Annotated in this window: 16 protein-coding genes and 2 pseudogenes; 10 read left to right on the top strand and 8 right to left on the bottom strand. The window is 38.6% G+C overall.

The window, feature by feature from the left end; translation table 11 throughout:
* Positions 1 to 50: 50 nt before the first annotated feature.
* The 3 genes and pseudogenes from IQ226_RS25015 to IQ226_RS07635 all read right to left on the bottom strand — a co-directional run bounded on the left by IQ226_RS25015 (position 51) and on the right by IQ226_RS07635 (position 7,595).
* On the bottom strand, positions 51 to 1,754 hold the full coding sequence (locus tag IQ226_RS25015; protein ID WP_255539954.1) for a condensation domain-containing protein: 1,704 nt from the start codon (positions 1,752 to 1,754) through the stop codon (positions 51 to 53).
* Positions 1,731 to 6,458: pseudogene (locus IQ226_RS07630) on the bottom strand (amino acid adenylation domain-containing protein); the annotation flags it as partial. The pseudogene IQ226_RS07630 and the gene IQ226_RS25015, both read right to left, overlap by 24 nt.
* Positions 6,459 to 6,626: 168 nt before the next feature.
* Positions 6,627 to 7,595 (bottom strand): sterol desaturase family protein, encoded by a 969-nt coding sequence (locus IQ226_RS07635; protein ID WP_193894120.1) that lies wholly within the window; start codon positions 7,593 to 7,595, stop codon positions 6,627 to 6,629.
* 683 nt (positions 7,596 to 8,278) lie between these two features.
* Between IQ226_RS07635 and IQ226_RS07640 the strand changes: the two genes are divergently transcribed.
* Positions 8,279 to 9,298: a Gfo/Idh/MocA family protein gene (locus IQ226_RS07640; protein WP_193894122.1), complete on the top strand. Its 1,020-nt coding sequence runs from the start codon at positions 8,279 to 8,281 to the stop codon at positions 9,296 to 9,298.
* An 11-nt stretch (positions 9,299 to 9,309) separates the two neighbouring features.
* Complete coding sequence (gene map / locus IQ226_RS07645) at positions 9,310 to 10,077, top strand: type I methionyl aminopeptidase (RefSeq protein WP_193894124.1); 768 nt, start codon at positions 9,310 to 9,312, stop codon at positions 10,075 to 10,077.
* A 61-nt stretch (positions 10,078 to 10,138) separates the two neighbouring features.
* Here the strand turns inward: map and IQ226_RS07650 are convergent, their stop codons facing one another.
* Together IQ226_RS07650 and IQ226_RS07655 are read right to left on the bottom strand one after the other, a co-directional pair.
* Entirely contained in the window at positions 10,139 to 10,561 is a 423-nt protein-coding gene (locus IQ226_RS07650; protein WP_193894126.1) for a protease inhibitor I42 family protein, read from the bottom strand.
* A 180-nt stretch (positions 10,562 to 10,741) separates the two neighbouring features.
* Positions 10,742 to 11,929, bottom strand: a complete 1,188-nt coding sequence (locus tag IQ226_RS07655; RefSeq protein ID WP_193894128.1) for a C1 family peptidase — start codon at positions 11,927 to 11,929, stop codon at positions 10,742 to 10,744.
* A 403-nt stretch (positions 11,930 to 12,332) separates the two neighbouring features.
* Between IQ226_RS07655 and IQ226_RS07660 the strand changes: the two genes are divergently transcribed.
* Together IQ226_RS07660 and IQ226_RS25020 are read left to right on the top strand one after the other, a co-directional pair.
* Positions 12,333 to 12,641 (top strand): nucleotidyltransferase family protein, encoded by a 309-nt coding sequence (locus tag IQ226_RS07660; RefSeq protein WP_193894129.1) that lies wholly within the window; start codon positions 12,333 to 12,335, stop codon positions 12,639 to 12,641.
* 225 nt (positions 12,642 to 12,866) lie between these two features.
* A pseudogene (locus IQ226_RS25020) lies at positions 12,867 to 13,028 on the top strand (DUF86 domain-containing protein); the annotation flags it as partial.
* A 29-nt stretch (positions 13,029 to 13,057) separates the two neighbouring features.
* On the opposite strand, the gene IQ226_RS07670 reads toward IQ226_RS25020, so the two are convergent.
* Entirely contained in the window at positions 13,058 to 14,371 is a 1,314-nt protein-coding gene (locus IQ226_RS07670; RefSeq protein ID WP_193894132.1) for a pentapeptide repeat-containing protein, read from the bottom strand.
* A gap of 600 nt (positions 14,372 to 14,971) precedes the next feature.
* Here IQ226_RS07670 and IQ226_RS07675 point away from each other — a divergent pair.
* The 4 genes from IQ226_RS07675 to IQ226_RS07690 all read left to right on the top strand — a co-directional run bounded on the left by IQ226_RS07675 (position 14,972) and on the right by IQ226_RS07690 (position 18,121).
* Positions 14,972 to 15,715, top strand: a complete 744-nt coding sequence (locus IQ226_RS07675) for a tetratricopeptide repeat protein (protein ID WP_193894135.1) — start codon at positions 14,972 to 14,974, stop codon at positions 15,713 to 15,715.
* A 159-nt stretch (positions 15,716 to 15,874) separates the two neighbouring features.
* The gene (locus IQ226_RS07680; protein ID WP_193894138.1) at positions 15,875 to 16,579 is read left to right on the top strand and encodes a 16S rRNA (uracil(1498)-N(3))-methyltransferase; all 705 of its coding nucleotides are present in this window, start codon (positions 15,875 to 15,877) and stop codon (positions 16,577 to 16,579) included.
* Positions 16,576 to 17,193, top strand: coding sequence for a TIGR04282 family arsenosugar biosynthesis glycosyltransferase (locus IQ226_RS07685; protein WP_193894141.1), 618 nt, complete (start codon positions 16,576 to 16,578; stop codon positions 17,191 to 17,193). Before IQ226_RS07680 ends, IQ226_RS07685 begins: the two co-directional genes overlap by 4 nt.
* A 163-nt stretch (positions 17,194 to 17,356) precedes the next feature.
* Entirely contained in the window at positions 17,357 to 18,121 is a 765-nt protein-coding gene (locus tag IQ226_RS07690) for a WecB/TagA/CpsF family glycosyltransferase (protein WP_193894144.1), read from the top strand.
* A gap of 82 nt (positions 18,122 to 18,203) precedes the next feature.
* On the opposite strand, the gene menH is transcribed toward IQ226_RS07690, so the two are convergent.
* The gene (gene menH, locus IQ226_RS07695; protein ID WP_193894146.1) at positions 18,204 to 19,019 is read right to left on the bottom strand and encodes a 2-succinyl-6-hydroxy-2,4-cyclohexadiene-1-carboxylate synthase; all 816 of its coding nucleotides are present in this window, start codon (positions 19,017 to 19,019) and stop codon (positions 18,204 to 18,206) included.
* Positions 19,016 to 19,399: a metal-sensitive transcriptional regulator gene (locus IQ226_RS07700; protein WP_193894149.1), complete on the bottom strand. Its 384-nt coding sequence runs from the start codon at positions 19,397 to 19,399 to the stop codon at positions 19,016 to 19,018. Before IQ226_RS07700 ends, menH begins: the two co-directional genes overlap by 4 nt.
* A gap of 253 nt (positions 19,400 to 19,652) precedes the next feature.
* Between IQ226_RS07700 and IQ226_RS07705 the strand changes: the two genes are divergently transcribed.
* Both IQ226_RS07705 and IQ226_RS07710 read left to right on the top strand, forming a co-directional pair.
* On the top strand, positions 19,653 to 20,864 hold the full coding sequence (locus IQ226_RS07705; RefSeq protein WP_193894152.1) for an HhoA/HhoB/HtrA family serine endopeptidase: 1,212 nt from the start codon (positions 19,653 to 19,655) through the stop codon (positions 20,862 to 20,864).
* An 89-nt stretch (positions 20,865 to 20,953) separates the two neighbouring features.
* Positions 20,954 to 23,053 (top strand): hydantoinase/oxoprolinase family protein, encoded by a 2,100-nt coding sequence (locus tag IQ226_RS07710; protein ID WP_193894155.1) that lies wholly within the window; start codon positions 20,954 to 20,956, stop codon positions 23,051 to 23,053.
* Positions 23,054 to 23,061 lie beyond the last annotated feature (8 nt).

Raw genomic sequence — 23,061 nt, forward strand, 5'->3', positions numbered from 1 at the left:
ATAAGATCCCCGACTTCTTAGAGAAGTCGGGGATCTGACTCTTGCAATGTTCACAAATCAAAAAATTCACAAACTTGACGAGTGGGATCTTCGAGAAGCTGCTGAAGAATTTGCTGGTAATAGCTGAACAAAAACTCGATTGTTTCATTTGTAAATAACTCCGTGCTGTAGAAAACCTTAATTTCCATAGTGGGATTATTTACTGAAGGTGAAGAAACATAAATTTCTAAAGGAATTTCTCCATCCCACAAGTCGAGATCGCGCTTAATTGTGACAAAATCTACATCTAACATCCAGTTATGCCAATTTTGTGGAGGTAGCATAGTTAGGGATGCTGAGATATTCAGTGGTTGTTTACTGGTGATAGTGTTAATGACTGTGTGAGAAGCAATTTCTTTATTATTAATAGCTTCTGTGAGAGTTTCTTGAGCTTGTTCTAAAAGATTAATTCCGGTTTTATCTGAGTGGAGATAGGATCGCAAAATGACATCATTGATGAAGCAACCGAGCATTTTTTCAGTTTCCACCGGACTCCGATTACCAATAGTTGTTATTACTAAAATATCGTTCTTACTACTGTATTTGAACAAAAGTATATTCATAGCAGTGAGAATAATCGCAAAGATGCTGACCCTTTGAGAACGGCAGAGGGCTTCGATTGATGTCACAATACTTGCTGGCAGAACCACAGAATAAATAGCTGCGCTGGTATTTTCGTTACTCAACATTTCTGGATTGCTAGATATCTCATCAGATGCTAGTGAAGTATTAGTTAGTTTTTGTAGCCAGTAAGCCAATTGCTTTTCTATAACCTTTTCATTAAAGTATTGCCGTTGCCAGAGGGTAAAATCTGCGTACTGAACAGGTAATTCGGGTAGGGGTGAAGGTAAACCATTCAAAAAAGCTGTATAGAGGATTCCTATCTCCTCCAACAACAGACCAAATGACCAACCATCTGTGATGATATGGTGCATATTGATTGTCAACCAATGTTCTTCTGGAGTTAGTCGCAGTAAATTTGTTTTGATCAGAGGGACTAAAGCCAGATCAAAATGGTGATTATATTGCAATGCAGCTAGTCTTTCTGCTTCAGACGTTCGCTCTATCCAAGGTAGATTTTGTAAGTCTATAATTTCTAATGGTATAGTCAGAAATGGGGTAATTACTTGTACAGGTTGACCTTCTACTATAGTAAAAGCCGTGCGTAATATTTCATGACGACGAATGATTTCATGGAAACTGGACTCCAACGCAATTGCAGAAAGAGAGCCAGTGAAACGTAAAATAAAAAAGCTGTTGTAGGCGCAACTTTCAGGAGCTAATTGTTGTAAATACCAGATAGACTCTTGGGCAAAAGACAGGGGAATAGAAGTGTCTCGTGCTTGAGGGACAAGGGGTGGTAAGGTATCAACTGCGATCGCATCCAGTTGATGTGCAATTATTACTTGACTCAGTTCAGCTATAGTCGGGGCTGTAAATAGAGAACGCAGGGGCAGAACTATGGAAAAATGTTCTTGAATGCGAGATATTACAGATGTGATCAGGAGAGAGTGTCCCCCCAATTCAAAAAAGTTATCATAAATGCCTACCTGCTCTCGATGTAATACTGTACACCAAATTTCGGCTAATTTTGTTTCTAGGGCAGTCCCAGGGGCAACAAAAGCCGTTTCTAGCTCTGAATTGGTTGTTTCTGGCTTTGGTAAAACCAGCCGATCAACTTTACCATTAGGAGTCAAAGGTAAGGCTTTGAGCATCACAAATGCCGCAGGTATCATATATTCAGGCAGATTTCCTTTCAGAAATTGACGTAATTCGCTACTAGTCAATGTTTCTGTTGCGCTGACAATATAAGCCGCTAAATACTTGTTTCCTGGATGATCTTCTCGAACAATGACTACTACCTGCTGAACTTGAGGATGTTGGGTTAATACTGTCTCAATTTCTCCTAGTTCAATCCGAAAACCCCGAATTTTGACTTGATGATCAATACGTCCCAGAAATTCAATATTTCCGTCTGGTAAATAGCGTCCTAAGTCTCCAGTTTTATAAAGTCGCTCATTTGCCACAAAAGGATTAGCAATAAATCGCTCAGATGTTAAGTCAGGACGATTCAAGTACCCTCTAGCTAAACTTAGTCCACCAATGTAGATTTCTCCATAAATGCCAATTGGCAGGGGTTGAAGATAGGGATCAAGAATGTAAACTTGAGTATTGGCAATAGGACGACCTATAGGTGGAAATTTACTATCTGATGCTGCTGGTAAAATTTGCCCAGAAGTTGTAACCACTGTATTTTCGGTGGGACCATAGTTATTAAAAAACTTAAATGGTAACTTATTTAATGGATAAGAATTAAGTCTATCTCCACCAGTTAACATAGTTCGCAAAGTTGTATTTTCTGACCAAGATAAAAGACAGAATTATTCTGCCAAGGGTGTAGGAATAAAACTAATAGTAATATTATGTGATAGCAACTTCTCTTGAAGTGTTTTTGCTGACAGCAGAAATTCTGATTTAATTAAATATATACTAGCTCCGACTACTAAATAAGGCCATAATTCCCAGACAGCAGCATCAAAGGCTGTTCCGGCTAACTGTGTAGCTCGATCTGATGATTTTACCTCAAAATTATTTAAGTGCCAGAACACTAAATTTAATAGTGCTGAATGTTGAATTAGTACACCTTTAGGTCGCCCTGTAGAACCAGAAGTATAGATGACATAAGCTAAATTTTCAGGTGTGAAATTATGAATAGGATTATGGGAACTCTGACTGGCAATTTCAATTTCAAAATCTTTATCCCAACAAATAATTTTAGTTTGTGATTGCTCTAGGGTTAATGATAAATGTGGGAGTAATGAAGAATGAGTCAAGATGATGGACATTTGTGAATCTGCCACCATATAATTAAGACGTTCTGGGGGATAGTTAGGATCAAGTGGCACATAAGCACCACCAGCTTTTAAAATCCCCAAAAATCCGACTATCATTTCCAAAGAACGTTCTAAATAAACACCTACTAATATTTCTGGTTTTACACCCAAAAACTGCAAATAATGAGCTAGTTTATTAGCTTGTAAATTTAATTGTTGGTAGGTTAATTGCTGATCTTCAAAAACTAATACCACTGCATCAGGTGTTTTTTCTACTTGCTCCTCAAATAATTGATGAATGGATTTTTGGGGATAATCAGTTCCCGTATTATTCCATTCAACTAATAACTGATGTTTTTGGGATGCTGTTAATAAAGGTAATGTCCTAATTTGCGCTTGAGGCTCGGCCACAACTGCCTCAACTAAGGTGTGAAAACTCTCCACCATTCTGGCAATAGTATCAGCATTAAACAAATTAGCATTATATTCAAATGCTCCTATCAGTTCAGTTCCCGATTCTGAATCTTTTTCCTGCATTGATAAAGTTAAATCAAAAGTTGCCCCCGCAGTTGCTTTTGCTAATTCTATTTGGGTAACTTGCAAATCTCCTAATTCCAGTTTGGAAATCGGAGAATTTTGCAATACAAACATAACTTGAAATAAGGGACTATGACTGAGATGGCGCTGAGGTTGGAGGGTTTCTACAAGTTGATCAAAGGGGACATCTTGGTGAGCATAAGCATCAAGTGCCATCTGTCGTATCTGTTGAAGTAATTCTATAAATGTGGGATTTCCTTCGAGACGAGTTCGTAAAACCAAGGTATTTACAAAGAAGCCAATTAATGGCTCTAACGCGACACGATTGCGATCGCTAATGGGAGAACCAATGATAATATCTTCCTGTCCACTGTAGCGAGAAAGTAAAATCACAAAAGCTGTGAGCAGTGTCATAAATAGGGAAGAACCGGATTTTTGACTGAGGTTTTTAAGTTTGTGTGTAAGTTGGGAATCAAATTGAAATTTCTGGAGATCAATGCTAAAGGTTTGCATTGCCGTCCGTGATCGATCAGTAGGTAGTTCAATGACTGCGGGAATATCTGCTAATTGTTGTTTCCAGTAATCAAGCGCGGGTTGATTTTCCAGCCATTGTCGTTGCCAATAAGCGTAGTCCGCATACTGAATTGATAATTCAGTTAAGGGAGAAGGTAAACCCGCTGTTAAGGCTGAATAAATAACCGATAATTCTTGGAGAAAATTTCCTGCTGACCAAGCATCAGAAATGATATGGTGCATGATTATTAATAACTGATGGGATTTTTCCCCTAATTGGATTAATGTCACTCTTAATAGAGATGATTCAGTTAGGGCAAAAGGGTGAAGATATTCATCAGTAATTAATCTTTGTGCCTCAACTGTTTTTTCATCTTCTGCTAATTTCTGTAAATCTATTACAGGTAAGGTAAATGCTAATTTATCAGCAATAATTTGGATGGGTTTACCATCAGCAGTTCCAAAACTTGTCCGCAGGGTTTCATGACGATTAATAATTGTGGCGATCGCCCCTTCAAGTGCTATAAAGTTAAGTGATCCTTGTAGGTTTAAGACTCTGACAATATTGTAAGCAGGATTTGCCCCTTCCATTTGATCAAGAAACCAAAACCGCTGCTGGGTTAATGAAAGTGGTAATTCAATATTTCGAGAAACTGGTTCTAAAGTTGGCAGTATATTCTGGGCAGAAGATCCAATTTGTTCACTAAATGTGGCAATTGTTGGCGCGGCAAATAAATTGGCAATAGATAATTCTATTGATAGTGCTTCACGCAATCTTGATATAACTAAACTTGCTAATAGGGAATGTCCACCCAATTCTAAAAAGTTATCATGAATACCAATTTTCTCAATGCCTAAAACTTCCGCCCAGATTTTAGCAATGATTTCCTGTGTAGGTGTTTGCGGAGGGACAAATCTACTTTGAATTGCCGATAGATCAGGTTCGGGTAAACTGTTACGGTCTAATTTTCCATTGGGTAAAACTGGTAATTTCTCCATGACCATTAAGGTATGGGGAATCATATAATCTGGTAATTTACTGGACAGAAAATTGCGTAATTCTCCCGAATTAAAATCCTGGTTATTGACTACGATATAAGCAACTAGCCGCTGACCACCAGATACATCTTCTCTAGCAGAAACCACAGCTTCTTGAATACTGGGATGAAGTTTAATTACTGCTTCAATTTCTTCTAGTTCAACCCGCATTCCTCGGATATTTACCTGAAAATCAATGCGACCAAGAATTTCTAAATTTTGATTACTTGAATAACGAGCAACATCCCCGGTTTTAAAAAGTCGTTGTTGAGGATTAAAAGGATTGATAATGAATTTTTCCCCATTTGCTGTGGTGCGGTTCAGATAGCCTCGCGCTAAGGTAGAACCCGCAATATGGACTTCTCCAGATTCACCAATTTTTACTGGTTCAAGTTGGGAATTGAGTACATAAACTTGCTGAATATCTGGGAGAGGATAACCAACTGGTACATAGCCATCTTCAAGGTTGCAATCGTCGGGAATGGGATAAAAACCATGGCCAATACTTTCTGTTTGACCAAGAATATTAAAAAACTGGGGTGGTGTTTTAAACAGGTTGCGTAACTTTTTAATTAGTTGATAGGGTAATAATTCGCCACCAAATACTATTAATCTTAATTGTGATTCGCTCAGTGCTTGAGTATATTGTTGGTCTAAACTTTCTAAAGCAATGAGTCCATATCGCCATACAGAGGGTACACCATCAGAAATGGTAACACCACGTTTTTGAATTAATTCAAATAGGCTTAAAGGAGTTCTAGTTTGTTCACGAGTAGCCAGAATACTGGTTGCACCTTGGGATAAAGGTAAAAATAATTGTCTGACTGAAGCAGTAAAAGAAAAAGATGCTGTATGCAGATAAATATCTTGATGATTAACTGGTAATATTTTAGCGATCGCCTGTAAATAAGCCGTTACACTGGAATGGGGCATTTGTACACCTTTCGGCTTACCAGTAGAACCGGAGGTATAGATTAAATAAGCGAGATTTTCGGCTGTAACTCCACTAACTGGATCATGGGAACTTTGACAATCAATTTTTTGCCAATCTGTATCTAAGCAAATTGTTTTGGAGTTTTCCGGTAGAGATACTAGCCATTGTTGTTGTGTCACCACAAATTGCAACTTAGTATCTTCTAGCATGAATGCTATACGTTCTTGGGGATAGGCTGGATCTATGGGTACATAAGCACCTCCAGCTTTAAGAATACCAAGAATACCGATGATCAGATCAAGCGATCGCTCTAAACATAAGCCTACCATCACCTCAGCACCTACACCAATACTTTGTAAATAATGCGCTAACTGATTGGCTTTAGCATTCAATTCTTGGTAAGTAAGTTGCTGATTTTCAAATATTATTGCTACTGAATCTGGTGCTGTTTTTACCTGAATTGTAAATAAATCATGGATACAAACACCATTTTCTGGCAAATCATTGATGATTGTAGTCGTACTTGATAAATCTGAACTCAAATCTAATTTCATGTTATTCATAACTATAATTCCCAATTAATTTTTGATTGAATTTGTATTTAGATTCCTGATATAGCGTTTTCTAATCTAATGAGGTACAAAATTATCTGTGTTTATCTGCGTTTATCTGCGTTTCATAATTACTTCTTGTCCCTCACTTGCATGGGAACTGCTATAAAAAATTATTCCCTACTTATCTTTTGGTTGTAACTTTGCCAAATAAATAGATTTAAATGGCTGTACTAATAAATTAATTGGATTATTAAATAAACTTGATTCCCCATCTGATAGACCAAAATCAAGCTTTTCATAACTTTGCGGTACGTATAAAGTCCCAAATATCCAATCCCAAAAAGACAGAATGTAACCAAAGTTCTTATCATAATGCTTTGGCTCAACACTATGATGAATGTGATGTTGGGCAGGACTCATCAACACATGACTAACCCCATGAGGGTAGTTCAACCAAATATGAGAATGTCGTAAGTTGGCGACAGTTAGATAAAATAGAAATATTTCCCAGTTAACTCCATAAATAGATAAATAGGAGACTTGATTTCCAAATAAATAAACCCAGATCCCTGTAGTAAAACCCAGCATTACCGTCCCTATGCTCATACTTAAAAGCAAATCAAAGGGATGAGAGCGATAAACAGTCATCGGAGTTAATACATCCGCAGAATGATGAACCTTATGAAATTCCCAAAAGAATGAATTTCTATGAGCTAAATAATGGTAACAATAATAGGCAAAATCCCCCGCTAAAGCCACAACAATACTTAATGTGACATAATGATACCACTGAGGATGGTTAATTAAAAAAGGCGTTGTTAAGTGCGTAATTTCTGTTAAATAATCACAAATGATATTGGCTAGATTTGGTAGAGATAATATGATTGGTAATATTACAAATATTTCTAAGAGCGCAGATAAAAAATAATACTTGTATTCAGCGATCGCTGAAGGATGTAAATAAACCTCTTTGGGAAAAAGATACTGACTTAAACTTATCTGTTTGTCTTGTTGAGATAACCCTAATTTATATATAATTAAAGCTAGTAACAAAGCCGAAAGTATGTATAACCAATAAATCGGAGATGAACTTGTCAATGGCACTAGAAATGGATAAAAAATCCGCAAATTTTGTATTTGTGTCATTATCTTAGATATTGGAAAAATAGAAATTTAGTAGATAATCGCAAAAATTATCCGGGAGTTTAGTGTTTTAAGTAAAATATGCCCGCACTCTATACACAAAATGTATAGCTTGTTTTTGGTATTTTCTAATCTATGCACTATATCATGTAAAACTTATAACAGAACCTAATTATTTGCAAACCCTAATTAAGCTTAAAAATCAGGAAAAAACAGATATTAAAATTCAAAATCGTTTAGTTACTTATTTATCCTGAGCTTTATACGGCTTCTTACGCTGTATTATAGTTATGATATTGTTTCCAAAATTACCGAAATCGCCATAAAACTTTCCGGTGTTGCTGAGTAAAAGTATGATTTTATTATGCCTACGGCACGCTGCGCGAACACGCAGAGACGCTCTAGGCGCAGAGAGTAAGAGTTTGAGAGATGGAATTTTCGACTTTCATACCCCAATTCACCAACGCCAACTTTCCATACAATAGCGCTGCTTCATGGACAGATCCCCCACTTCTGACATTAATTTATATGTTTGTGGACACAATAAATAAAAGAAGTGGAGGATCTTATTGCCTTTTGACTTCCGCCCTGCGGTATTAGATGTGTTAAATGTTTCCTAATGTCGGCTTGTTGATAAAATATTAATGGCATTATAAACCGAAACATTGAAAACTGGTGATGAATTCATGTACGATAACCAACTACCTTTATACACACACAGTCTGAGAGTGGGTTTAGTGGGAACAGGCTATGCAGCTAAACTCAGGGCTGAGGCATTGCAACAAGATCCCCGAACTGATTTAATAGCGATAGCTTCGCTCGCTTCCAGCAAAGCTGGTAATCCTGAAAGGACAGCGGTTTTAGCCCAAGAATATGCAACTGTGGCCATGGATTCTTGGCAACAGCTAGTAGAACGAGACGATTTGGATCTGGTGGTCATCAGCACCATTAATCGAGATCATGGTAGAATTGCTCGTGCAGCTTTAGAATCAGGCAAACACACCATTGTTGAATATCCCTTATCTGTGGATGTCCAAGAAGCTGAAGAACTGATTGCTTTGGCAAAAACAGTAAACAAGCTTTTGCACGTCGAACACATTGAATTATTGGGGGGTTGGCATCAAACTTTAAAACAATACTTAGACCAAATTGGTGATTTGTTTTATATTCGCTATAGCACCCTGAATCCCCAGCATCCAGCCCCGCGGAAGTGGACTTATAATCATGATATGTTTGGCTTCCCCCTAATTGGGGCATTATCTCGGTTAAATCGGCTGATTGATTTGTTTGGTGAAGTCTTCACTGTCAACTGTCATCAACGATATTGGCAAACGGAGTCTGATTATTACCAAACCTGTTTATGTTCAGCCCAATTATGCTTTGAAAGTGGACTACTGGCACAGGTAATTTATGGTAAAGGTGAAACTTTGTGGCAATCAGAACGCAAATTAGAAATTCAAGGCGAAAAAGGGGAGATAATTCTCGATGGTGATACGGGAATGCTGGTGTCAGCAGCCGGAACAAAGTTGATTGAAGTGGGTACTCGTCGGGGTTTATTTGCTAAAGATACGACTATGGTATTAGATCATCTATGCGATGGTAGTCCTTTATATATCACCCCAGAACAAAGCTTGTATACTTTAAAGGTGGCAGATGCTGCAAGCAGGGCAGCAACAACTGGATTAACTATATTTTTAAAAGAGTAGATAGAAAATTGATGAAAACCGAAACCATAGTCATTTTATCCCAGCGAGAAATCGAAAAAATGCGTCGTGCTGGCAGTTTAGCGGCTAAGTTGTTACAACATCTAGAACCTTTAGTTAAACCGGGAGTTAGCACTCTGCAATTAAATGACGAAGCGGAAAGATGGACTCAAAAGCATGGAGCAAAAAGCGCGCCTTTAGGTTATAAAGGTTATCCTAAGTCTATTTGTACAAGTGTGAATGAGGTGATTTGTCACGGTATTCCCAATGCTAAACAAATTCTCAAGGATGGGGACATTATTAATATAGATGTTACACCCATTGTTGAGGGTTATCATGGTGATACATCAAAAACATTTCTAGTGGGTAATCCTTCCCCCACAGCCCAAAAGTTAGTAGAGGTGACAGAGGAATGTTTGCGTTTGGGAATTGCAGAGGTGAAACCAGGGGCAAAAATTGGGGATATTGGGGCAGCAATTCAAGAGTATGCGGAGTCTTTCGGCTTTTCTGTGGTGCGGGATTTTGTGGGACATGGAATTAGTAATATTTTCCATACAGCACCGGATATTCCCCATTATGGCATTAGGGGTAGAGGGAAGAAACTGAGAGCCGGGATGGTGTTTACCATTGAACCGATGATTAATGAAGGAACTCATGAAGCCCAAATGCTTGGAGATGGTTGGACTGCGGTAACAAGCGATCGCCTCCTGTCTGCTCAATTTGAGCATACCATTGCGGTCACCGAAGATGGCGTAGAAATTCTGACTTTACCAGAAAATTAATATTGCAGGAGTCAGGAGTCAGGAGTCAGGAGGAAGAAGGAGGGGAAAACGCTGTTTACTGTCAACGAATTTGGACGTTGATTTGATAGGTTTTTAAGGGCGGAATATTTCTTTCCCAGGGACGTAAATAATGAAGTTCTAGCACTGTTGTCCCCGAATTTTTGGCTAAAAACCGGAAAACTTGATTTTCATCCGCTCCTGGGGCTTCTGTCTCCAACGGTTTTAATACTGAATCTCCCAAAGGTTTGAGTTTGTCAGGATCATTTTTAATAATTTGCCAACTATAGCCTGTTCCTGGATTAGTTAACAATTCAACAATCATCATATTACCTTTTTGAATAATAATCTGACTGTGATTGTTAGTATCATTGACAGTAATTTCTGATTTAGACATAGGAGGATTAGCAGCATGACTAACTTGAAAAATAATAGTCAAGGTAGTTAACAGAGAAATAATTAAAAAAACTCGCTTGGTGAAAGTCATAAATAATTTTAACCTATAGTAAGCTCTGGCGAATGGAATTCACGGAACCACACAAACAAAGTCCGCCTGCGCGGACTAATAAAAAATCAAGGATTTGAAACCCACGCAGGTGGGTTTTACCTGTGTAGACGCGGTTTCTAACCGCCCGTTTAACTTTACCCCACCTCAAAGCCAAAAAAATTATCGAGAGATGTTTTTGGAATTAACTTTAATTAATTCTGGATTGATTTTTAAAGGAGTGATTTTTTTCAACAAGTCAGGAGAAAGCTTGTAGAAATTGCTTCTAGCTTGAGTCCAAGCTGCGCCATAACCGATGCTATTGCTGTTATAGCCAATCCACATATAACCATTATCACCCCAACCTGTACCCCAAGAATTCTTGATTAACCAAGCTTGTTTTTGATCATCCCAACCAATGAGGGTGACACCATGATTAATAGGACCATTTGCTTGCTCGTTAAATACGCCGCTAACATAACCTTGGAAAGCCGGAGTAACCCGCACTGCAACTGTTAAGGGCCCATATTTACACATAGCCTGTTTCATTTCTGCAACTGTGGGAATACCGCCGTTGGGTTTAACATATCCCCAAGCTATAGAACGGTAAGGAGTAGCTACACTGGGATTGTAGGGATTATTGGTGGCGGTGTAGGGGACGGTGGCTTCAGTTGCAGTCCCATTGTTAATGAGATAATCAAATGCTTTGGACCACCAACCCCCACCACAACTACCTGCACCACCCCAGTTAATAATTTGCTGTTCGGAAGCATCAGCAGTGGAGTTATTGCGAATGAGGTTGTTACCTTCGTAAGCTCCCAAGGTAGCAAATGCCCAACAACTACCGCAACCTCCTTGGTTACGCACTGGGGTAACTTTATTGAAAGTCCGCCAGTCAAAGGATTTGGCGGCGGCAAAACAGCCACGAGCTTTAATTAATTGTAATTCAGGGATTACGCCGGGATTGATACGTTCAAATTTGTCACGTTCGGCTGAATCAAGATTTAAGATTTGTGCTGCAACGGCGTTTTGGATGTTAGCCTGTATTGGTAAATCATCTGGTGCTTGGGTAGCGGCTAGTTGCTCTAGTTTATAATCTAAGGCTGTGGTGTAACCTACCTGAAAGGTGAGGTTTTTTGATTGGATATCCCGGCGTAATTCTAGTAGTTGATTTTTAATGATTAAGGGAGCTTTTTGTTCGCGCTCAAGATAAAGGGGATTGATTTTTATTGGCGATAAATTTTTATCTACAGTTTGAGATGCGGGGATTCTGATTTGGCTTTTAATTGGTTGAGCAAGAGCTATATTTTGGAATATTCCTAAACTCAATAAAGCCGCAGTAGATATTTGCAAAAGTTTGGAATTTTTCATCAAGTTAAATGCTCCTTAAACTTGTTATTTAAGCTGTCGTTAGGTAATTTTTCAAAAGGGTTTTTATACCCCTTAATTGTATTACAAGTTGACTTATAGATGATAGATTTAGTTCCAATATTTTTTAATATTAAGAATTGTCAATTTTCTGTTAGATCGGGCAAAGAAAAAGCTTGAGGAATTACGCAAATGGTACATTGGTAGGGTGTATCAGACTACACAAATACTGCAAATAGACAGATTTTTGGTGTGGTGCTTGCGTAAATGATAAGTTTATAACTATCCTCGACTGATTGCTACTGACTCCTTCTTCAAAAGGTTGATTTAATATAGCATTTTTGTTGATTTTGAGTCAAAATTCTAGTTATTATGAAGATAAAATCATCAATCAGGAGTTTTAACGATGAAACAAAATACTCTTCCTATTAATTTGTCTCCAGAAGAAATTAATCATTTTTGTCAAAGTCACTCTATTCGTAAGTTGTCTTTATTTGGTTCAGTGTTAAGAGATGATTTTACAAAAGAGAGTGATGTTGATGTTTTAGTAGAATTTGAACCGGGAAAAACTCCTGGTTCAGCTATTATTACGATGGAGGATGAGTTATCAAGGATAATAAATAGGCAGATAGATTTAAGAACATCAGCAGATTTAAGTCGTTATTTTCGTGAGCAAGTCTTAATAGAAGCAATGGTTATTTATGAGCAAAATTGATGATTTAACTCGGCTAAAACACATCAAATATTCGGCAAGGGAAGCGTTATATTTTGTAAAGAGTCGCAGGAGAGAGGATTTAGATGATGATAGAATGCTATCTTTAGCTTTAAGTAGGTAGGCAAAAATAAATAGAACTATGTTAAGTAAGTTAACAGATTCTGAAATTGGCTCGTAGTTAGGGCTTTAGCCCTACTTTCAGGTCTAAAGACCTTACTACAAACCTTATCTTGCCAATCTAAGTATTTAAAAATACCTTGGCGACAAATCATCGGCAGGAGAAACTGTATGGTTCATGCGTATTTTGATGTTGATTTAGATATTGTTTGGCAAGTAATCACTAAAGATTTACCTTTACTTTTAATTGAGGTTGAAAAGGGCAATTAAAGATTTAGAAACTTAAAGAATACTAAATTTTATCTCCCTAATTTATTAGGAATCCCTTCACAACCACCGGGAATTGTTTGTCTGGTTTTTTCTCCACACCAACTACAGCAATAGTAACGGGTGGATTCAGACATTCTTTGGGCGTTGGTGAAGTCGGCATTTTCGATAACTGCGCCGGTGTGTTCTCCTGTTTCGTAGTTGGGTGGTTCGGTGCGACTGCGGGGGGATGCCTGTTCAGGTAAACCATAAAATAGGCGCACTCCATTTAAGTCGGCGTTGCTCAAATTGGCATCATATAAGATTGTACGGGCAAGGTTGGCTTTGACTAAATCGCAATTGCTAAGATTAGCACGAATCAGGTTAGCTTCACTTAAATCTGTCCAGCGCAAATCATTGTCGGCTAAATCTGCACCTGCTAACATGACACCTAAATCAATGACGCGCACTCCTTCTAAACGATCTTCAGCATAACCACCACTACCATCTAGAATAGCTCTTCCTAGTCGGCGATCGCGCTGGAGGGGAGAGAGTAATTTGGAACGGGAGAGAAATCGCAGAATTTTGGCTTTACCACTGCCATCTACACTACTAAATATAGCGGCGGTGCGTCCTTCAGCGATCGCTCTTTCTTGTGGCCAATCTTCTAATAATCCTTCTTCATCTAATACTAGGTCAGAAATTCCTTGAAAGTAGGAATCTATGGTTTGCTGTTGGGTAATAATGTTTTGCTGGACAGTTAGCAGGTTTTGTTGAATGGTGAGGTCTTTGGAAATTACATATTGTCGCCATGCTACATAAACGGCGATAATAGCAATGGCAATTTGTCCCAATGCTCCAAACCATTCTGCTAAGGTCCCAGAAGCATCCCAGTTAATTCTTTTCCCCCAACGCAGTAAACCACTACCCAAATTAGTAAATCGGAATAAACCAATTATTGCTACTATTACGCCTATTAAGCCAATAAATACATTTCTATCTTGGGGTGAAAACCATTCTTGAATGAGATCCTGCAACCAGGGGAACAGGATTAACAGTGATAAAATCAAGGTGGCTAAAGTTCCCACAATCCCCAGAAATGAGTTATTAATGACAATACTAATCATAGTTGTGGCGATCGCCAAACTGGTAAATAATAAAATTCTGGGGGTAATAGCAGTTTGCAAACTGGAGTTACTTTCCACAAGAAACCCAGCCCCTTTGCTCATGTTCGCCTGGAATGCAGATTGTCCAAATATTTGTTTTTTTCCTAATCCTGCTGTTAGTAATGATTGATCACTACCATCAGTTTCTAATTCATCTTTTTGATTTATTTCTGAGTTAGATGAGTCAGGTTCAATACTCATATTTTTTAGTTTCCTCCCATCGTCTCATTATCAATTTAATCCCTGGCAAAACACTTGGATTCACAGTATTATATAATCTTTATCCTCAATCTGTGATCAATTTGGATAATTATGATTCTCTCCGGTCGTAAATCAAATTTTTTGTCTCCACAAGCAACAAGCACGTAATTTTACCACGAGTCATTTAGAATTTTTATGTGGGATGATTCTTTTTTTTGGCAACTCACCAAATGACTCCGCCACAACAGCTATAAATAAGATCCCCGACTTCTCTAAGCAGTCGGGGATCTGACTCTACCTGAGTTCGACATAAGATAATTTGTGGAAAACTGCCCCAATTATGAGTCTCAAACCCTGATGATCTCATTGAAAAAATCATAACTCCGTTCGCGTAGCGTCTCCGAAGGAGAAACTCCTAACACCGAACTCAGGTGACTCTGGCAAATATGGTATAATATTCATACTTTATGAAAACCTTATCCAAATCTTCATCTTGAGTTTACATAAACAAAAAACAATTAATAATGATTAGTTGATTTCGATACGACTTTAAAGTTTCCATGAGTTTTAGGATAATTATATGATTTTTGTAGGTGCAACATGGTAGTTTTGCGACAATTAATTGCCTCTAGTTTAATTAGTTTTTTGGCGATTGGCTGTAGTGATTTGGCAAATTCTTCACCAGATAATACTCAACAAGTTGTCCAGGAAAGTAATGTTAATCAACTAATTACAGAGGTGCAAGATAGTCAAAAAGCCGAAAATTTATTACTACAAGGTAATGGCTTGTTAGATACCCATCGTTATCGAGAGGCTTTAAGTGTATATAATCAGGTCATAGCTATTAAAACCGATAGTGCGGAGACTTGGGTAAATCGTGGTAATGCTTTGATTGCTTTGCAACAGTATCCAGAAGCGGTAGAATCTTATGATAAGGCGATCGCTATTCGCCCTAATCAAGATGAGGCTTGGTATAATCGTGGTAATGCTTTAACGGCTTTACGAAATTATGAAGAAGCTGTTAAATCATACAATGAAGCGATCGCTATTCACTCCAATAAATATGAAGCCTGGATTAACCGAGGCATTGCTCTGACTAAATTACAACGCTACAAAGAAGCTTTGGCATCTTACAATCAAGCAATTACCATTCAGCCTAATTTGCATCAAGCATATTATAACAAGGCTTGTAATTATGCCTTGCAAAATAATCTCGAACTAGCAATTGACAACCTCAGAAAAGCCATTCAACTTGTACCCCAAAAATATCAAGATTTAGCGAAAAATGACCCAGATTTTGCTAGAATTCGCGGTGAACAGCGGTTTCAAGCATTATTACAATAACAGTAAGTAGTCGGATAAATTTTTACCGAACTGACAAGTCAGCGCTTATGCTATCACTTCCCTAGATTTAAGACTATTCTCACTTCCCTCTAATTCTTTCTTCATCCTGACTCCTGACTGGGCGCAGGCCCTGCGCCCCTACCTCCTGACTCCTCCCCTATGCCCCAACTTCAACGCATCACTATTCATCCCCAACAACTTCAAGCTAACCAGCTTGTATTAACACCTCAACAACAACATTATTTGCTGCGGGTATTGCGCTTGCGAGATGGTGATAAATTTATTGTGATGAATGGTATGGGGAAATGGTGGTTAGCGCAGTTACAAGGGGAACAAGGAGAGATTTTAGAACCGCTGGAGGTAAAAACTGAATTACCTGTAGCTATTACCTTGATGATGGCATTACCCAAAGGTAATGGATTTGATGAAATTGTCCGGTGTTGTACTGAGTTAGGGGTAACTTGCATTGCACCTATTTTGAGCGATCGCACCCTATTAAATCCTAGCCCCCAAAAACTAGAACGCTGGCAGCGTATAGCATCAGAAGCCGCTGAACAGTCAGAACGGGCTGTAGTTCCCACCATCCTTCAGCCAGTAGCTTTTAACACTGCCATTAAAGAAAATATTGCCACTCATCGTTATATCTGTGAAGCTCGTGGAGATTATCCTCATTTACAGCAGATAATCAATAAAACCGCCAATGAGATCATTATTGCCATTGGTCCAGAAGGAGGTTGGACAAATCAAGAACTAGAAATAGCCAGAGAATCAGGATTTCAGCCGATTTCCCTGGGTCGTCGGATTCTTCGCGCAGTCACCGCACCCATAGTTGCCATATCTTTAATAGCAGCAAATTTTGAATGATATCTTGGAAACCATCAACACAACACCTGATTATTTTTACCCGCTACCCAGAACCAGGGACAACAAAAACCCGGTTAATACCTGCTTTGGGTGAAGTTGGTGCTGCTAACTTGCACAAACAAATGACCGAACAGACTATTTTTCGGGTCAAAGAACTGCAAAGGACCACCAGAGTATCCGTAGAAGTGCGGTTTACAGGTGGTAATTTGGAAAAAATGCAAAATTGGTTAGGAAATGATTTAAGATATGAATCTCAGGGCGAAGGAGATTTGGGAGCAAGAATGGAGCGATCGCTCATCAATGCGTTTAATCAAAAAGCAGCACGAGTCATCATCATTGGTACAGACTGCCCCGATCTAAACTCGCAAATTTTAACAACCGCCTTCGAGCAATTAAAAGTTTTTAATCTTGTCCTGGGACCTGCCCTAGACGGTGGTTATTATTTAATTGGGTTACAACAACCAATAGCAGAATTATTCACAAATATTTCCTGGGGAACCGCTCAAGTATTTGTAAAAACAGTAGAAATTGCCCAGAAGTTAAACTTATCAATCAGCTATCTGCAAACTTTAGCAGATATTGATCGTCCAGAGGATCTTAACCCCACTTTCTGATGTTATGAGGTACAGTTTTCTATCGCAAAACCCGTAGGAACGGGGTTTCCCGCCCTCACATCTAAACTGTTTTCCTTGACAAATTCTTGTCATTCATTCAGGGAAAAATTTGATACACTAATCTTTATCAAACATTCCCCTAAAGTCTGATTTTAAAAAAACTATGTTTAAATTCCCGCAGGCATTCCCCGTACTAGGCTTACCAGTGCATATAATGAGTAATTATCCAAACTGGTTATTAGATTGTTTAAAAGCAGGTCAAGGGACTCATGTAGTCACCCTCAATGCCGAAATGACTATGCAAGCAGAGCGCAATCTCCCCTTAGCAAAAATCATTAAAAACGCTGAATTAGTGATTCCCGACGGCGCGGGAGTTGTCCTCTATTTACAATATTTATTAGGACAAAAAGTCCAACGGTTTCCCGGAATTGAATTAGCCGAAAAACTTTTACAAACAATCGCTCAAGAGCAAACATCAGCTTCAATATTTTTCTATGGAGGCGCACCAGGAATAGCCGCCAAAGCCGCAGATTTATGGCAAAAACAACTTCCCACTCTCAAAATATCTGGTACACATTCTGGTTATCATTCCCCAGCAGAAGAAGAACAGTTATTGCAAACCCTCACCCAAATCCAGCCACAAGTCATATTTGTCGGTTTGGGAGTACCACGTCAAGAATTATGGATTGCTAAACACCGTCATTTGTGTCCCCACTCAATTTGGATAGGTGTTGGTGGTAGTTTTGATATTTGGTCAGGTGGAAAAACTCGCGCCCCCCGTTGGTTAGCAAATAATAACTTAGAATGGCTATATAGACTATATCAAGAACCTTGGCGGTGGCAACGAATGTTAGCTTTACCAGAGTTCGCCTTTAAGTCTTTAATTTATCGTTGGACGCATAAAGATATCAATGGTTGGGAGTTCTGAGTGCAACGGCAATAGGGAAACTCAAGTTGGGAAAATGATAGAGTTGCATTCTGTTTCCAAAACATGGTGGGTTACGCTGTCGCTAACACACCCTCCTGAAAAATTTTAGCACATTTTGCACAAATGCTAAAGTAGTTTCTAGATGAATATTATGTCCGACTTGAGGAATTATTTGTAATTTAGCAAAATTACATTTTTCAGTCATGGCGATATTAATATCTATAAATTTCTCATCTTTCTCACCGACTAATAATAGTAGAGGAATAGTATTTTCAGGTAGCAATTCCCATAAACTAGGTTGAGAACCTGTTCCCATAAATTGCAGTGATTTAACTAAATTTAGCGGATTATTTGCTAATCTACTGGCTACCATAGATTGGTATTGCGGATGATTTTTAATATCCCCAAAAACTGGCTGTTGATACCAATTATGGAGAAAGTGATCAAAATCATCTTTATTTGTCATTCTCGTTAATTTTTTGGCTATTTGAGCATCACTTTTAATTCTAGCCAACCTTGCGGTTTCTGTTGCTAAACCAGGAGAAGCAGATTCTAGGATAACTTTAATAAATCTTTGGGGAAAATACAGAGTCAGATATAAAGCCAATCTTCCTCCCATTGAGTAACCAATTAAATAACACTGGTCAATTTTTAATTCATCTAATAATTGGATAATCGCTGTGGCTGTAGATGCCATTGTATAGCATTCATCATCTAAAACATGAGTTTGGCCATGTCCCGGTAAATCAATGGTAAGATGGGAAAAATCATCAACTAGTAGTTTTATGGCTTGATCAAATTCATAAATATTCCCCATGAAGCCATGTAAAAACAGAATTATTGGTTTGTTTGGTTGATGATTTAAAAAATAGTAAAATTGATATTTATGGATAATCAAGGCAAAAATCTATCTAAAGCGGCTTTTAATTGTTCAATTTCTAGTTCTATATTACCTGCTTGAGCGGCTCTACCAATACACTCAGTTAAATGTTCGTCTAGGACGATTCGTGCTACTTTATCTAATGCTCCTCGCACGGCGGCAATTTGTAATAACACATCAGGACATGGGGTATTTTGTTGTACCATTGTCTTAATCCCGCGAACGTGACCTTCTATACGTGATAGTCGGTTAACAATTTTGCGTAAGGACTCTTCACTGTGAACATGAGGATGAACAGAATCAATGTGTATATGATCCGTATGGCTGTGATTGTGGATATGTTCTCCTGGTTCTGGTATAAGTAAGGAGTCGTTTGTAATGGGGGTTGCTCCATTCATAAGTTATTCTATGAATATTGGTTTTGGCATTTTGGCTCTAATAAATATCTTAGCCCAGAAAGATAGGAATTTTTTATGTTGTTTAACTGTCGCCACCGAGTTGGTGACAGGTGGGAAATATTGATGTTTGAGCCAATATCTGGCAAAATCTCAGAAACTTAAATTGGAGTGAAAATGTCAATAAACTAGAATGAGATGTAGATAGATTTATCAAGAAACAGCAAAAACTAGACTTGTAGATTAGGTTGTGATTATGCGATTTTTCCCAATGTCCCGGTCTATCCGACAACTCAGTACCCATCTGTTAGCAATTTTTATGGGAGTGACGCTGACTTTTACTTCCCTGCGGGTGTTACCTTCAGCAGCAGAACCGGGTCCGAGTCCTGTCACTGAGTCATTCATAAAAGTTGCTCAAAAGCCTTCTCCCGCTGCGTCCGTGATTGGTAGTCATAGTTTTGTGACAGCAGCGGTAAATCGTGTGGGTTCAGCAGTGGTGAGAATTGATACTGAACGGACGATTACTCGCCGAAGTGATCCGATGCTGGAAGATCCGTTTTTTCGGCGGTTTTTTGGTGATAGCTTTCCTCAACAATCACCGACTGAACAGTTACGAGGTTTAGGTTCTGGTTTTATTCTTGACAAAAGTGGTGTAATTCTCACTAATGCTCACGTAGTTGATAAGGCGGATAAGGTTACTGTCCGTCTGAAAGATGGTCGCACTTTTGAGGGTAAGGTGAAAGGCATTGATGAAGTTACGGATTTGGCTGTAGTTAAGATTAATGCTGGTAAGGATTTACCTGTTGCACCTTTGGGTTCTTCTAGTAATGTTCAGGTGGGAGATTGGGCGATCGCGGTCGGTAATCCGTTAGGATTTGATAATACTGTTACTTTAGGGATTGTCAGCACCCTGAAACGTTCGAGCGCTCAAGTAGGAATCAGTGATAAACGGTTAGATTTCATCCAGACTGACGCAGCTATTAACCCCGGGAACTCTGGTGGACCGTTATTAAATGGTTTAGGAGAGGTGATTGGAATTAATACCGCCATTCGTGCAGATGCGATGGGGATTGGGTTTGCGATTCCTATTGATAAGGCCAAGGCGATCGCTGTACAATTGCAACGAGATGGCAAAGTTGCTCACCCCTACTTAGGTGTGCAAATGGTGACACTAACACCGGAATTAGCAAAACAAAATAACAATGATCCTAACTCCATGTTTGCAATTCCTGAAGTTAAAGGAGTTTTAGTTATGCGAGTTATCCCTAATTCTCCGGCTGCAACTGCGGGTATCCGGCGCGGTGATGTGATTGTACAAATTGACAATAAAGCTATTACAAGTGCTGAACAATTGCAAAATGTTGTAGAAAACAGTACCCTTGGTCAAGTGTTGCAGATAAAAGTGCAAAGAGGGAATCAAACACGGATACTTTCAGTCCGCACTGCTGAATTGAAAGACCTTTCTTAGTTAGTTTTAAACAACAAGATCCTCGACTTATTAAAGAAGTCGGGGATTTGACTCTTTAACTCTTGCAATAGCATTGAGGAAATTAAATAATGTTAAAAGTATTTGCAGACAGAGGTGGTACATTTACAGATATAGTTGCTGTCACTAATAATCAAACAATAATCAACAGACTTTTAAAACATCAAGAACGGTTTTTAATCGTTCCTCTCCCTAATCAAGAATGGATAGTAGTCTATAAATTACTCTCAGAAAATCCCGAACAATATCAAGATGCCGTCATTCAAGGTATTCGGGATATTTTGGGTATTTCCAACCAAGAACCTATTCCGACTGAAGCCATAGAAATCGTCAAAATGGGAACAACAGTAGCCACAAATGCACTGTTAGAAAGAAAAGGAGATCGGGTAGTTCTAGCTATTACGAAAGGCTTTAAAGATGGGTTGAGAATAGGTTATCAAAATCGTCCCAGTATCTTTGCTAGACAGATAATTTTACCCACCATGTTGTATGAGCAGGTAATTGAAATAGAGGAACGTTATGATGCTCATGGACAGGAATTAATAGCCGTCAATATTCAACAAACTAAACATGATTTACAAGCGGCTTATGACACAGGAATTAGCAGTTGTGCCATTGTTTTTATGCACAGCGATCGCTATCCCAAACATGAACAACAAGTAGCACAAATAGCCAAAGAAATCGGCTTTACACAAATCTCCATATCCCATCAAGTTAGTCCATTAATGAAATTAGTTAGCCGAGGAGATACAACCGTAGTAGATGCTTATTTAACTCCGATTTTGCGGCACTACATTAACAAAGTAGCCAGTCAAATCCCTGGAGTTAAATTAATGTTCATGAAATCTGATGGTGGGTTAACAGACGCAGAACAATTTCAAGGAAAAGATAGTATTTTAAGTGGACCCGCTGGCGGTATTGTCGGAGCAATTCAAACTAGTAAAAGAGCAGGTTTTCAATTAGTAATTACCTTTGATATGGGTGGAACAAGTACAGATGTTGCTCACTTCAAAGGAGAATATGAACGCCAATTAGACTCAGAAATTGCAGGTGCGCGGATGCGAGTTCCCGTATTAGCAATTAACACCATTGCAGCCGGAGGCGGTTCAATTTTATATTTTGATGGTTCTAGTTATCGTGTCGGACCCCAATCTGCGGGTGCAAATCCAGGACCAGCTTGTTACCGACGTGGAGGACAATTAACCGTCACAGATGCTAACGTCATGTTAGGAAAAATTCACCCTCAATATTTCCCCTCTGTATTTGGCATTGCAGGCAATTTACCCTTAGATAAAGATATTGTTAAAAAACAATTTATCCAACTCTCCCAGGCGATTGTAGCCGCCACAGGCAACAGTTCTACACCCGAACAAGTAGCAGACGGATTTATAGCGATCGCTGTCGAAAATATGGCAAATGCCATCAAAAAAATCAGTTTACAAAAAGGTTATGATGTCAGCGAATATGTCCTTTGTTGTTTTGGTGGTGCAGGAGGACAAGTTGCTTGTTTAATTGCCGATACTTTAGGCATGAAAAAGATATTTCTTCACCCCTACGCAGGAGTTCTTTCTGCTTATGGCATGGGATTAGCTGATATTCGCTCAATTAAAGAAACAGGCGTAGAAAAACCTTTAAATCAAACATTAATTCCGCAATTACAGCAATTAATGATATCCTTAGAAACCCAAGCGAAAACTACGATTAACTCCGATAAAACAAGTAAAGAAAAAATAGTCCAAAAAATTAACTTAAAATATGATGGGACTAACTCTACATTAAACATTAATTTTGCCGATGATGTGGCATTAATGCGAAAAGAATTTGAAACTGAGCATAAAAATAGATATGGTTTCATTCAAACTGAGAAAACCTTAATTGTCGAATCAGTCTCAGTAGAAGTAGTTCAAAAAATGGACACTCCTGAAGAACCATTAATTACTCGTAATCGTCCTTTCGAGCAAAATCCCACACCTGTGGAAATAGTAAAAATGTTTACGGCTGATAAATGGCATGATACCCCTGTGTATTACCGGGATAATTTACAACCAGAAGATATTATTGTCGGACCTGCTATCATTGTCGAAAAAATTAGCACAATTGTCGTTGAACCTCACTGGGAAGCAACATTAACAAAACAAAATCACTTAATTTTACAACGCCATTTCTCGTAGGTTGGGTT

It is taken from the genome of Dolichospermum sp. LEGE 00240 (genome assembly GCF_015207875.1).
GTDB lineage: Bacteria > Cyanobacteriota > Cyanobacteriia > Cyanobacteriales > Nostocaceae > Dolichospermum > Dolichospermum gracile.